Source organism: Rahnella woolbedingensis (assembly GCF_003602095.1).
GTDB classification, from domain to species: domain Bacteria; phylum Pseudomonadota; class Gammaproteobacteria; order Enterobacterales; family Enterobacteriaceae; genus Rahnella; species Rahnella woolbedingensis.
This window is the reverse complement of the sequence record NZ_RAHH01000018.1, coordinates 37882-50020: the sequence shown is the minus strand read 5'-3', so window position 1 is coordinate 50020 and position 12139 is coordinate 37882. Positions and strand designations below refer to the sequence as shown.

Genomic DNA, 12139 nt, shown 5'->3' with positions numbered 1-12139 from the left:
CTCTAGGAACAATCGGCTTTACGTAACTTTGCGGCAGGCTGTTAATGAATTGTTTTCAGCAACCGATTGATAAATTTACCGCTCACTTTTATGCTGGCTTTCCTTCAAATTCCCGACATTGAGAAACTCATGAAGCTTGATGCGATTCCGTTTTGCACGACTGACTGGAGCGACGTCACCCCGACACAACATCCGGGTGATACCGGTATGGCGCTGTGGCGTACGCAAAAGTTTGGCGGTATCCGGGTGCGTATTGTCGAATATTCAGCAGGTTATGAGGCAGATCACTGGTGCAGTAAAGGCCACGTATTGTTCTGCCTGGAAGGTGAGCTTCATACCCGTCTGGAAGATGGTCGCAAATTTACGCTGTCGCCGGGCATGAGTTATCAGGTGGCGGATAATGCCGAAGCGCATCGTTCTTCCACACCGGTGGGCGCTAAACTGTTTGTAGTCGACTAGTGGTTGGCTGTTATAGAAAATTCGCCGCCAGCCATGTGCTGGCGACAAGGAGCAGCAGGTGAGTAAATTACGGGTTGGTATCATTTTTGGTGGTAAATCGGCAGAGCACGAAGTGTCACTGCAATCGGCAAAAAACATTGTTGATGCCATTGATAAGAAACGATTTGATGTGACATTACTCGGTATTGATAAGAAAGGGGAATGGCATATTAATGATGCCAGCAATTACCTGATCAATGCTGAGAACCCTTCGCTGATTACCCTGAACCGCTCGAATAATCAGGTCGCACTGATCCCGGGACAAACGGAAAATCAGTTAATCGAAACCCATAGCGCCAGCGCGTTATCGCAAGTGGACGTGATTTTCCCGATTGTCCACGGCACACTGGGCGAAGACGGTTCGTTGCAGGGATTGCTGCGCATGGCGAATATCGCTTTCGTTGGCTCGGGCGTTTTGGGTTCAGCGGTCAGCATGGATAAAGACGTCACCAAACGTTTGTTGCGTGATGCCGGTTTATCCGTCGCCCCGTTTGTCTGCCTGACCCGCGCTAACCGCCAGAAACATACCTTTGCCGGAGTTTCTCAGCAACTCGGCCTGCCGCTGTTTATCAAGCCGGCGAATCAGGGGTCATCAGTCGGTGTCAGCAAGGTCAGTGATGAAGCAGGCTTTGTGCGGGCGCTCGAAGAAGCGTTCAGCTTCGATCATAAAGTGCTGGTCGAGTCCGCCATTAAAGGCCGCGAAATCGAATGCGCGGTGCTGGGCAATGATTATCCGCAGGCCAGCGTGTGCGGCGAAGTTATCCTGCACGACGAGTTTTATTCCTACGATACCAAGTACATCAATGAATCCGGTGCTTCCATTGCCGTTCCGGCTGATTTACCGCAGGAAACGCATGACCGCATTCGTGCCATTGCTTTACAGGCATTTCAGGTGCTCGAGTGCCGTGGTATGGCGCGCGTGGACGTGTTCCTGACCGAGCAGGGTGAGGTTATCATTAATGAAATCAACACGCTGCCCGGATTCACTAACATCAGTATGTATCCAAAACTCTGGGCTGCCAGCGGCTTAGGGTACAGCGATTTGATCACCCGCCTGATTGAACTTGCGGTGGAGCAACATCAGCAGGACAACCAGCTGAAAAGCTCAGCCAACTGACGGGCTGGTTTCAGGGGAATACGAAAAAGCAGGGAAGTCCCTGCTTTTTATCACTTAAACCCGATAGCGCCAGAGCAGAATTGCAACACCGGCCAGGCTGGTGAGTGAAACACTATGGAGTGCTATCGCGGCCCCCGCATTTTCTGCCAGATAACCGGCAATGCCGGTGGCAATCGCGGCGATGAACACCTGTCCCCGCCACGCCAGCGCACTGGCACGCGCAACATCCGCGCCCTGAAAATGGCTCAGAACCCCGAAAGTCCCCAATGCAAACACCACATTTGATGCCAGATGTGCGCCGAAAATGAGTGTCAGCGCGGCAAATGGCCATAAGGCGAAGTGCGGCAACAGGAAATATCCGGCCAAAAACAGCATCAGACAGACTAAAAGCCGCAGGTTGCTGGCGCTGTAATGCCGGAGTTTGTTCGCATTGAGTAACAGCGGGCCGCAAAGTTGCCCGAGACTGCGCGCAAACAACAGCGGCAGCGCCAGACTGGCCGTATCCTGCGTGTGCATTTGCTGCGCCAGTGCCGGTAACAATGCCATCGCCGGGGAACCTACCGCTGCCAGTGCCGGCAGCAGCAAGACGCTTCGTTTTTGCAACGGCGTAAACGTTTTCCAGTGAAGTGGCGGTTCGGCATCCTTTTTGGGAGGGGAGTCGTGCGGCGTACACACTGTAAAGTGAGCTAATGATCCGGCCAGCAGAGCCGCGGATGCGGCAAAACTCAGCGCATCCAGAGTCAGCAGGCTCAGCGGTGAAAGCACATCAAACAGTAAAACGCCCAATCCGGTGCCGAGCAATACCTGCGCGGCAAAAATCAGGGTTTCCAGCGCCGTTGCCGCCGGTAACTCTTCGGCGCTAAGACCGCGTTTGAACAACAACGTCAGCGCCGGATAACTCATCCCGCTGAATAATGCCTCTGCAGACTGAACGGCCAGCAGCGCCGTAATGTTATGCGTCAGCACACCATACAGCGGCATTATCAGCGCCAGCATACCGAGTATTTCACACAGGATCAGAATGCGCAGTGGCGACATGTTCCGGCAAAGTCGTTCGCCCCAGAGACTGCCGAGAAATCCGGGCAGTGTCGCCAGCATATACGCCAGAGTCAGTGTCGCGGGCGAAGCTTGCCAGCGCAGCAGTTGCCCAAAAACCACTACCTGCGTCAGACCATTTCCGAGTGAGGATAAAATAAAGGCACAGCCCAGCAGACGCAGCCAGCGGTGGCTGCGTAATGCGCGTATCAGCGCATGCAATAACGAGTTCATGAATGAGATTCACATCTGAAATAACAGAAACCCCCGAAATGCGTTTATGCATCAGGGATAGATAAAACTGTCAGTGATGAGAATTCGTTACATTGGGATTAAGAACCTGAACGGAAACAGAAGAGAAAAATGTAGCACAAGATGGCAGGGCGGCGGGAGGGGAATGAGAAATTTGCTCAATCGCAGATATGAAAAAGGCGGCAAACGCCGCCTCTTCTGCTTATTACCTGACTTTAACCGTCGGGCTTATTTATACAGCTCAGCCGTACCGTACAGGTGGTTGTCACCGGAAGCACCGATGATACGGTAAGAGCTTGCACCGGCTTCACTGGCTTTCGCATTCAGTTTGGCCTGCAGGCTGCTCAGGCTGTTACCTGAAGTTGCGCTGACGACACCAATCGCCTGCTGACCTGACGGAGCGGACTGAACTTCAGTCGCTGCCAGGCTGGAGAATGAAGCGGTTGCCAGAGCGATAGCGGCGAGAGTCATCGTAATATTTTTCATATTGTTTTTCATAATACATATCCTCAATTCATTTATTGAGCTTTGCCAGGCGTTGTCATCAACGTTCATTTAATGTGCAAAGCTGTCTTCTGTCCGATCTGACATCTAGCTTATTAATCGTTAACTAAATGTCGGTAACCCTTGATGCAAAATTTTTTACTTATTTGTACAGCTCAGCAGTACCGTGCAGATGGTTGTCACCAGAAGCACCGATGATGCGGTATGAACTTGCGCCAGCTTCGTTAGCTTTTGCATTCAGTTTGTTCTGCAGGCTGGACAAATCATTGCTTGAAGAAGCACTTACTACACCGATTGACTGTTGACCCGTTGGTGCAGACTGAACTTCAGTCGCTGCCAGGGTGGAGAAAGAAGCGGTAGCAAGGGCGATTGCAGCTAATGTCATTGTGATGTTTTTCATGATGGTATTCCTTTTTATCTCTTTATCAGCAGGTGATGATTCGGTCAGACGTTTTTAATTAACGTTCGATAATTAAATCTTAGACCTGGATCACATTCTGTGCAACTAATTTATTTATTAATCGTTAACTAATTGTGCGGAACAATCTGCTAACGCAACCTTCATCTCTTATTTGTATAGCTCAGCAGTACCGTACATGTGGTTTTCACCGGAAGCACCGATGATGCGGTAAGAGCTTGCACCCGCTTCAGTGGCTTTCGCATTCAGTTTTGACTGAAGGGTACTCAGGTCACCATTTGAAGAAGCGCTGATGGTACCGATTGTTTGTTCACCTGCTGGTGCAGACTGAACTTCAGTGGCCGCAAGGGTAGAGAAAGACGCGGTAGCCAGTGTCAGAGCAGCGAGGGTCATTGCGATAGTTTTCATGATGTTTATTCCTGTTCGTTAATTTTTTCGAGGTGCCTGATGAAGACGCCTCAGTTTCGGGTCAACGTTACTTATTAGTTAACGTTCGATAAGTAAATGGTAAGGGGTGTTGCGACTTTGTGCAAGATGTTTTTTTAATGAGCATTAACTAATTGTGCTGTGACTCAGATCACGCTCAGGAGGGTGGTTGTTTTTGTTTTGTTAAATTTATGTTTTTAAAATGGTTAGCCAAAAAGGAATGGAACAGACATATCCATAATTTCGCTAAATGAATCTTTAATGATCGCTAAGTTAATGGTTGGTTCTGACCGGAGAGGGTGATAAAACAAAGGTCGGCTGAAAAAGATAAGGCGACCAACGTCGCCTTATCGTTATTCCTGCCCTGACTAACTTTCGTCAGGCGCCACGCTTAGTAGTACTTAGTTGTAAATAGAAGCGGGCTGATGACCAGAGGTCGAAGGTGCAGGTGGCTGAGTCGGAGAAGTGGAAATACGGCCCTGCGTAACTTTTTTGTTCGCGCAGGTTGCCGGGTTACAGAAGTTACTGTCACCGGTCACATTGACCATTCTCACTTCCTGACTCAGTAAAGGCATCATGATAACCTGCTGTGCGGCAACATTGGCAACCGGTACAGCGGTTAGTGCCAGAACTGCAAGAAGGGTTTTAAAGTTACTCATGATGTTACGTCCTGGGTTTGTTGCTTATAAAAGCGTTTATAGCTGTGCTGCTTTGCGGGTTTGAGTGATTTTCTTATCGCTCGATAATTAAATAATAAACTCCGCTGGACTTGTGCGCAACTATTTTTAATAATGATCGTTAAGTTATTTCTATAACTATTTTAATAACCATAATCACCATGGTGATGGAAGGAGGGTGTATGAGCACTGAACAGACGGCTTTGGTCCGGAAAAGTCGCGGTCGCCCAAAACAGTTCGACCGTGGAACGGCTCTTAGCAAGGCCCTGAATTTATTCTGGCGCCATGGTTACGAGGCCACTTCATTAGCTGATTTGGTCGAAGCAACCGGTGCGAAGGCACCTACTTTGTATGCCGAGTTCGGTAATAAAGAAGGGCTTTTTCGTGCAGCCGTTGAACACTATCTGAAAAACTTTTACGAAAAGAGCTCATGCTTACTGAGCAGAACAGATTTGTCCGTCGAAGATACGGTCGGGCGTTATCTGCGTGCCATCGTTGAGCTGTTTACCGACTGCGACACGCCAAGTGGCTGCTTCATGATCAGCGCATCATCCGGGATGTCTTCATCTTCTGCGGATATTGCCGAAATGCTGCGCGCCCGCCACCTCTCGCAGGAACGCACTCTGTTTGAATATTTCGAGAAGAAAAAAGAGAGCGGCGATCTGAAGACGGTAACGGACAGCGCCCTGCTGGCGAAATACCTCGCCTGTACCATTCAGGGTTTTTCCGTTCAGGCACGTGACGGAGCAAGTTCCGATGAGCTAAACCGGCTGATCGACGTGGTCATGGATCTTTGGCCGGAGCTGACTAAAGCTACAGTTGTCAGTAAAGCCGCACATTAACCGCTGAGTTTTAGACAATTGTTAAGAAAGAGAATAGAACGCCAGGTGCTGAGTATTTCGGGCCTGGCGTTAGGCGGTATAGACTTTGAGAAACCGGCGGGTGATCCGGGGCTTTTTGGCCCTGACAGCATCACCTGGCGAATTCACGGAGACTTCTCCTCAATGCTTTGCGGTGGTGTCAGTGCCTTACTGCTGCAAATGCTCCATCCGCTGGCGCTTGCCGGTGTCTGGGATCATTCCTCATTTCGTGAAGATATGCTTGGCCGTCTTCGTCGCACCAGTCAGTTTATTTCGGCGACGACTTTTGCACCGGTCAATGATGCCAATGCCTTGATCGAAAAAGTAAAATCCATCCATTTACGCGTCACCGGAACCGATGCTTACGGCACGCCGTATGCCGCCAGTGACCCGGATTTACTGGTCTGGGTTCACGTAGCCGAAGCGTACAGTTTCCTGCAATCGCATCTGCGTTATCGTAATCCTTCACTCAGTCTGAGCGATCAGAACCGCTATTATCAGGAATTTGCCCGCGTGGCAGAAAGCCTCGGTGCGGTAAATGTGCCCGCCAGTGTGGCGGCGGTAGAGGATTATTTGCAGGCGATGCGCTCGCAGTTACGCTGCGATGAGCGCACGCGGGAAGTGGTGAGATTATTGCAAAATGCCCCCGCGCCAAGCCGTCTGGCGAAGCCGGTCGGCAGCCTGATGATCAGCGCCGGAATTGAGCTTTTACCCGACTGGGCGGCTGCGCAACTGGGAATTTCCTTTTCCGCGCCCAAGCGTCGCAGAATTCGTTTTGCCACCCGTCGCATCGCGGCTGTACTGCGCTGGGCGGTGAGAAACGGCTCATGGCATCGCGCCATGCGCCGTATGGGACGTCTGAACTGACCGTTAAAGATGCGGATAAACGCCGGGGCCGATCGGCAAACCGAGCAGGTACCAGCCCACCAGCATCAGCAACCACACCACGAAAAACACAACCGGATACGGCAGCACCAGTGAATAATAGGTGCCGAGTTTCGCCTCTTTGTTGTACCGCTGAAGAAAACCGAGGAACAGCGGCACGAAAGGCGACATCGGCGCGAGCGGGATAACCGAAGAATCGGCCACACGGAACACGATTTGCGCGAAGGCCGGATGGAAGCCGAGCAGCATAAACATCGGCACGAAAATCGGTGCCAGAATCGACCAGATTGCCGAGCCGCTGGCGATAAACATACACAGCAACGCCGACAGGAAAATCAGGCCGAGGAACGCCGGTATGCCGGTCATGCCTAAGTTTTCCAGCACATCCGTCAGCCCGATCGCCATGAACTTCCCCATATTGCTCCAGTTAAAAAATGCCACAAACTGGGAGAGCGGAAACACCATCACAATAAAACCGGCCATCGATTTCATCGGATCGACCAGCAAATCCGGCACGTCGCTGGCGCTGCGGATTTGCTTCGTGACCATGCCGTAAGGTACTGAAATCACGAAGAAGAACAAAATGATCAGCGGCACAATGCCCTGAATAAACGGCGAAGGGATAATCCCGCCGGTTTTCGGGTTGCGCAGCGGCGCGGCTTCCGGTACCACCAGCAACGCCACGAGGGCGATGAATACCAGCGCCGCAATGCCGCTGGCCATCAGCCCGCGGTTCTGCTCCGGCGTCAGCTTTTTCATTTGTTCGTTGCGCTCGCCCTGATACACCGGCAGACGCGGTTCAACGAATTTATCGGTCAGGATAGCGCCGACAATGGTCAGCAGGACTACTGACGCGGCCATAAAGTACCAGTTATCGATAACGCTGACCTGAACCGCCGGATTAATGGCTTTCGCCGCCTCGGTACTCAGGCCGGACAACAACACGTCGGTAGTTACAATCAGCAGATTAGCGGTAAATCCGCAGCCGACACCGGCGATAGCCGCCAGCAAACCGGCTACCGGATGGCGCCCGACCGCGAGGAAAATCAGCGCGCCCAGCGGTGGCATCACCACCAGCGCGGCATCCGACGAAATATGGCTGAAAAAGGCGATAAAAATCACCATATAACTGGCGTAACGGGCATTCACTTTGGATGCCATTTTATACATCAGGCTTTGCAGCAGCCCGACACGTTCCGCCAGTCCGGCACCTATCACCAGCGCCAGAATTGAGCCCAGCGGGGTAAACCCGCTGAAGTTTTTAATGACGTTCGGCAAAATCCACTGAATGCCTTCGACACTCAGCAGATTTTTAACGCGGATGATCTCACCGTTGGTCGGGTTTACAGCCGTGATGTTGAACCATGAAATCACCGCACTGGCGACCATCAGCAAAGCAATCAGATAGACAAACAGTAAGAACGGGTTGGGGATTTTATTCCCGATACGTTCAACCCACTGAAGAAATCCCCCCGGGCTCTGGCCGGAATCTTGCGTTTCTGCACTCATAGTTACCCTCATTATTTTTATATTTATTCCGCCGCTTTTACCGGAACGGGGCAAAAGCGGTCGGCTTAGGACTTACAGGTTTATTTCAGTGGCGAAGGTTTCACACCGGCCGGGATCGGACACAGATACGGACGCCGTGCGCGTTGTGCGTCGCGTTCTTTCTGACAAGCTGCCAGTAAATCCGGCTGAGAGAACAGTTCAATCGCGGTCGAAGACATGACTTTTGCCGCCAGACACATACCTTTATGCGCGATGGAAGTGCGTCCCTGCGACACAATCTGCCAGGTATGCAACGGCGAGCCGACCGCAAAGCACGGGCTGAAACACTGCGCCGTGGGCACCAGCCAGCTCACATCACCGACGTCAGTTGAACCGTAGAGGATATTGCCGTTCGGGGCATACGGCGCAACGTTGTCAGTCAGCGGGGAATGGCGCAGGGTTTCGGCAAATTCCACGCCTTCTGCGCCGCTGGTGCGGGAAATATTCAGCAGGTTATTATCGATATCCTGTTCGGTCAGCGTGGCGTGAATCGACGCCGCAAACGCCCGCTCTTCGTCGGTGTAATGCGGTGTGCCGAAAGCCTGAACGTACTGATACATCGCGCTTTCAAGCGTACGGTTCGGCACATAATTGGAACAGGCTTTATCAAAACGCATCGACATCTGTGTGCCGGTCATCAGCGCCGCGCCTTTAGCAATATCTACCACACGGTCGAATATGGCCTGCGCCTGATCCATCTGCGGGGCGCGCACCAGATACAACACTTCGGCATCGGCCTGCACCACGTTTGGCGAAATCCCGCCAGCGTTGGTGATTGCGTAATGCAGGCGCGCTTCCTGAATGATGTGTTCGCGCAGGAAGTTCGAACCCGTGTTCATCAGCGTCAGGGCATCCAGCGCACTGCGACCGAGATGCGGCGCAGCGGCGGCGTGTGAGGACACGCCTTTAAAGCTGAATGAAGCCTGAATATTGGCGAGTGTCTGGTTGCTGAACATGCCGCTGTAAGTTTCCGGATGCCAGGTCAGCGCGGCATCCACGTCATCGAACAATCCTTCGCGCGCCATAAAGGTTTTGCCGGAACCGCCTTCTTCACCGGGACAGCCGTAAAAACGCACAGTGCCCTGAATGTTTTCACGTTCCACCCAGGCTTTAACCGCCATTGCACCACCGAGCGCTGCCGTGCCCAGCAGATTATGGCCGCAGCCGTGGCCGTTGCCGTTTTCCACCAGCGGTTGCGCGACATCGCAACCGGCTTTCTGGCTTAAACCGGCCAGCGCATCGAATTCGCCGAGCAGGGCGATCACCGGTTTGCCGCTGCCGAAGCTGGCAATAAATGCGGTTTCCATACCTGCGACACCGCGCTCAACGCTAAATCCGCTGGCTTCGAGTTTGTCAGCCAGTAATGCTGAGGAGAAGGATTCCACAAAGCGGGTTTCGGGATGATCCCAGATGGCATCGCTGATTTCTGCCAGCGCAGGTTGCTGGTTATCGATAAAGTCGTTGATGAAATTGACGATGTTGTGTTGATCAGCCATCAGTTCACTCCTTTGAATTCAGCGATATTCAGTGCCAGTGCCGCCAGCGTTTTGATACCCTGCATCATCACTTTTTCATCGAAATCGAACAGTTCATTGTGATGGCCTGCGCTCAGATCGGTACCAAAAATCACATACGAAGCTTCGCCGCCGCGGGATTTCACGCGTTCCATCATGTACGTGGCATCTTCTGAACCGGCGGCACCTTCCTGACGGTCAATGATTTGCTCGAATTCGCCGAGTTTTTCCGCCTGACGGTGGATGTAATTCACCCAGGCCGGCGTTGGTGTGCTGCTTTGCGCCGCGCCCATCAGTTTGATGTCGAATTTCACCTGATGCATTTCAGCTGCGCCTGAAATCACTTTCAGTGCCTGCTGATATATAAATTCGTTCACTTCATTAGTCGTGCCGCGGGTTTCGACTTTCATCGTGGCGCTGGAAGGCACCACGTTACGTCCGGTGCCCGCCTGTAAAACGCCGACATTGATGCGTGAATCACCGCCGCTGTGACGCGGGATGGCGTGTAAACCCAGAGTTGCCTGCGCCGCTGCCAGCAGGGCATTGCGTCCGTCTTCCGGCTTGCCGCCCGCATGTGAGGCCACGCCGGTGAAGCGCACGTCGAGTTTGGTGGTCGCCATAAACGTGTCGTTACCACAAACGATATGATTTGCCGGTACGCCAGTGCCGATATGCACAGCGGTGAAATAATCCACATCGTCTACCACGCCAGCTTCAACCATCGATTTAGCGCCGCGGGTGCCTTCCTCGGCAGGCTGGAAAATCAGTTTGATTGTGCCGCATAACTGGTCGCGCACCTGCATTAGCACTTCCGCGAGCCCCAGGCCAATGGTGGTGTGACCGTCGTGGCCGCAGGCGTGCATCATGCCGTTATTGGCAGAAGCAAATCCTTCGCGGAACGGACGGTGCTCATCTTCCAGCACTTCGTTTAAATCCAGGGCATCCATATCCACCCGAAAACCCATCACCGGGCCGGGGCGACCGGTTTCCAAAGTGGCGACAATGCCGGTGAAACCGCCGGAAAAATGCGGCATCCAGCGGGCAATCGCACCCTGTTCCAGCGCACGTTGTTCCTGTTCAGCCAGCACCGTGGCAGAAGGTAAACCCATGCGTGAATCCGCATCGATGACTTCTTTACCCAGTTGCAGCGAATAACCGAGCTTTTCCAGACGGTCGGCCACCAGCGTGGAGGTACGGAATTCCAGCCAGCCGGATTCGGCGTATTTATGCAGGTCACGACGTTGCGTTTGCAGGGCAGGGAACAGCTTTTCTACACGTTCAGAAATCTCATTAACCATCTCGGACTCTCTTTTTACACAGACATGCAGGCTTTCCGCGCAGCGGCAGAAAGGAGGAAATCAAAGCTTTGAGAAGTGCAGGCTCGCGCGCAGAAAGCGGCGAAAGGCGGCCTTAGATGATTTTCAATGTACATAAAGCAATCAGGGCATATAAGATGCCAAAATCTTCTTAGTGATAATCAGGGGTTATCAAAGAATCTCATGCCATCACAAATAAAAATGCATCAACTGCGGGCGTTTGTGTCAGTGGCGCGTCAGGGCAGTATCCGCGCTGCGAGCCGGACGCTGAATTTGTCGCAGCCTGCGCTGACCAAATCGATTAAAGAACTTGAGGAAACTCTCGGGGCGCGGCTGTTTGTCCGCCGTCGTCAGGGTGTGACGCTAACTGACTGTGGTGAGGCGTTTTTTAAGCGCGCAAGCCTGATTCTGGAAGAGCTTCGTGTCGCGCAGGAAGATATTTCGCAGCGTCTGGGCGGCACCAGCGGCAGGGTAAATCTGGGTGTCGGTGCCAGTATTGCGCGGACCATCATGCCGGAAGTGGTTGACAGGTTTCACCGCGAATTCCCCAATGTGAAGGTGCGGATCGCCGAAGGGCAGTTGGTGTCGATGATCCCCGAACTGCGTCAGGGCGAGCTGGATTTCACCGTGAATACCTATTATCAGGGCCCCTTTGATAACGAACTGTTATATGAAAAGCTTATGGATAAAGAGTATCGCGTGGTGGCAAGACGTGGTCATCCGATGCAAAACGCCCGCTCGATGCATGAGTTGCGGCACTGCGACTGGACCATGCCGACGCCACGCGGCAGCTATTACAAACTGCTCAGCGAAGTGTTCAGTGAAATGGATGCGGAGCCGAATATCAGCGTGATTTGTGAAACCTTTATGTCATGCACCAGCCTGATTGCGAAAACCGATTTTCTCAGCGTGCTGTCTGTAGATGTGATTAATGATCCGGTGATCGGCCAGAGTCTGGTGGCGTTAGATCTCGATCTGCCGTTGCCGAAAGCGACGTTCTATCTCATTCAGCGACGGGATACCACGCTGACGCCGATGGCCGCCTATCTGGCACAGCTGTTCCGCATGTATTGCCGCTGATGTCGATAT

General features: G+C 52.5%; 13 protein-coding genes. 5 read left to right on the top strand and 8 right to left on the bottom strand.

Annotated features, from left to right (window positions below; translation table 11 throughout):
* Positions 1-129: 129 nt before the first annotated feature.
* Positions 130-459, top strand: coding sequence for a DHCW motif cupin fold protein (locus D6C13_RS15760; RefSeq protein ID WP_120133729.1), 330 nt, complete (start codon positions 130-132; stop codon positions 457-459).
* 58 nt (positions 460-517) lie between these two features.
* Positions 518-1615, top strand: a complete 1098-nt coding sequence (ddlA, locus tag D6C13_RS15755) for a D-alanine--D-alanine ligase (RefSeq protein ID WP_120133660.1) — start codon at positions 518-520, stop codon at positions 1613-1615.
* A gap of 54 nt (positions 1616-1669) precedes the next feature.
* Here the strand turns inward: ddlA and D6C13_RS15750 are convergent, their stop codons facing one another.
* From D6C13_RS15750 to D6C13_RS15730, 5 genes are all read right to left on the bottom strand, one after another.
* Complete coding sequence (locus D6C13_RS15750; RefSeq protein ID WP_120133659.1) at positions 1670-2884, bottom strand: MFS transporter; 1215 nt, start codon at positions 2882-2884, stop codon at positions 1670-1672.
* Between the two features lie 246 nt (positions 2885-3130).
* Positions 3131-3388 carry a multiple stress resistance protein BhsA gene (bhsA, locus tag D6C13_RS15745; protein ID WP_120133728.1) on the bottom strand — a complete coding sequence of 86 codons (258 nt, stop codon included), beginning with the start codon at positions 3386-3388 and terminating at the stop codon, positions 3131-3133.
* Positions 3389-3548: 160 nt separating this feature from the next.
* Complete coding sequence (gene bhsA, locus D6C13_RS15740) at positions 3549-3806, bottom strand: multiple stress resistance protein BhsA (protein ID WP_120133658.1); 258 nt, start codon at positions 3804-3806, stop codon at positions 3549-3551.
* A 168-nt stretch (positions 3807-3974) separates the two neighbouring features.
* Complete coding sequence (gene bhsA / locus D6C13_RS15735) at positions 3975-4232, bottom strand: multiple stress resistance protein BhsA (protein WP_120133657.1); 258 nt, start codon at positions 4230-4232, stop codon at positions 3975-3977.
* Positions 4233-4651: 419 nt separating this feature from the next.
* On the bottom strand, positions 4652-4909 hold the full coding sequence (locus D6C13_RS15730) for a hypothetical protein (RefSeq protein WP_120133656.1): 258 nt from the start codon (positions 4907-4909) through the stop codon (positions 4652-4654).
* Between the two features lie 200 nt (positions 4910-5109).
* Here D6C13_RS15730 and D6C13_RS15725 point away from each other — a divergent pair, with 200 nt between their 5' ends.
* Both D6C13_RS15725 and D6C13_RS15720 read left to right on the top strand, forming a co-directional pair.
* Positions 5110-5769: a TetR/AcrR family transcriptional regulator gene (locus tag D6C13_RS15725; RefSeq protein ID WP_120133655.1), complete on the top strand. Its 660-nt coding sequence runs from the start codon at positions 5110-5112 to the stop codon at positions 5767-5769.
* Positions 5770-5814: 45 nt separating this feature from the next.
* A complete protein-coding gene (locus tag D6C13_RS15720; RefSeq protein WP_244212706.1) occupies positions 5815-6654 on the top strand; it encodes an oxygenase MpaB family protein in 840 nt (279 codons plus the stop codon).
* A gap of 3 nt (positions 6655-6657) precedes the next feature.
* Here the strand turns inward: D6C13_RS15720 and abgT are convergent, their stop codons facing one another.
* The 3 genes from abgT to D6C13_RS15705 form a co-directional block, all read right to left on the bottom strand.
* Positions 6658-8181, bottom strand: a complete 1524-nt coding sequence (abgT, locus tag D6C13_RS15715) for a p-aminobenzoyl-glutamate transporter (protein ID WP_120133653.1) — start codon at positions 8179-8181, stop codon at positions 6658-6660.
* 80 nt (positions 8182-8261) lie between these two features.
* On the bottom strand, positions 8262-9716 hold the full coding sequence (locus D6C13_RS15710; RefSeq protein WP_120133652.1) for a M20 family metallopeptidase: 1455 nt from the start codon (positions 9714-9716) through the stop codon (positions 8262-8264).
* Positions 9716-11032 carry a M20 family metallo-hydrolase gene (locus D6C13_RS15705; RefSeq protein ID WP_120133651.1) on the bottom strand — a complete coding sequence of 439 codons (1317 nt, stop codon included), beginning with the start codon at positions 11030-11032 and terminating at the stop codon, positions 9716-9718. Before D6C13_RS15705 ends, D6C13_RS15710 begins: the two co-directional genes overlap by 1 nt.
* A 201-nt stretch (positions 11033-11233) precedes the next feature.
* Between D6C13_RS15705 and D6C13_RS15700 the strand changes: the two genes are divergently transcribed.
* The gene (locus D6C13_RS15700; protein WP_120133650.1) at positions 11234-12130 is read left to right on the top strand and encodes a LysR family transcriptional regulator; all 897 of its coding nucleotides are present in this window, start codon (positions 11234-11236) and stop codon (positions 12128-12130) included.
* The last annotated feature ends 9 nt before the right edge of the window (positions 12131-12139 follow it).

Excerpts from the sequence above, each read along its gene's own strand:
- bhsA (WP_120133728.1), bottom strand. The coding sequence starts at position 3,388 with ATGAAAAATATTACGATGACTCTCGCCGCTATCGCTCTGGCAACCGCT.
- D6C13_RS15760 (WP_120133729.1), top strand. The coding sequence starts at position 130 with ATGAAGCTTGATGCGATTCCGTTTTGCACGACTGACTGGAGCGACGTC.
- D6C13_RS15710 (WP_120133652.1), bottom strand. The coding sequence starts at position 9,716 with ATGGCTGATCAACACAACATCGTCAATTTCATCAACGACTTTATCGAT.
- D6C13_RS15750 (WP_120133659.1), bottom strand. The coding sequence starts at position 2,884 with ATGAACTCGTTATTGCATGCGCTGATACGCGCATTACGCAGCCACCGC.
- bhsA (WP_120133657.1), bottom strand. The coding sequence starts at position 4,232 with ATGAAAACTATCGCAATGACCCTCGCTGCTCTGACACTGGCTACCGCG.
- D6C13_RS15725 (WP_120133655.1), top strand. The coding sequence starts at position 5,110 with ATGAGCACTGAACAGACGGCTTTGGTCCGGAAAAGTCGCGGTCGCCCA.
- D6C13_RS15730 (WP_120133656.1), bottom strand. The coding sequence starts at position 4,909 with ATGAGTAACTTTAAAACCCTTCTTGCAGTTCTGGCACTAACCGCTGTA.
- abgT (WP_120133653.1), bottom strand. The coding sequence starts at position 8,181 with ATGAGTGCAGAAACGCAAGATTCCGGCCAGAGCCCGGGGGGATTTCTT.
- D6C13_RS15700 (WP_120133650.1), top strand. The coding sequence starts at position 11,234 with ATGCCATCACAAATAAAAATGCATCAACTGCGGGCGTTTGTGTCAGTG.
- D6C13_RS15705 (WP_120133651.1), bottom strand. The coding sequence starts at position 11,032 with ATGGTTAATGAGATTTCTGAACGTGTAGAAAAGCTGTTCCCTGCCCTG.
- bhsA (WP_120133658.1), bottom strand. The coding sequence starts at position 3,806 with ATGAAAAACATCACAATGACATTAGCTGCAATCGCCCTTGCTACCGCT.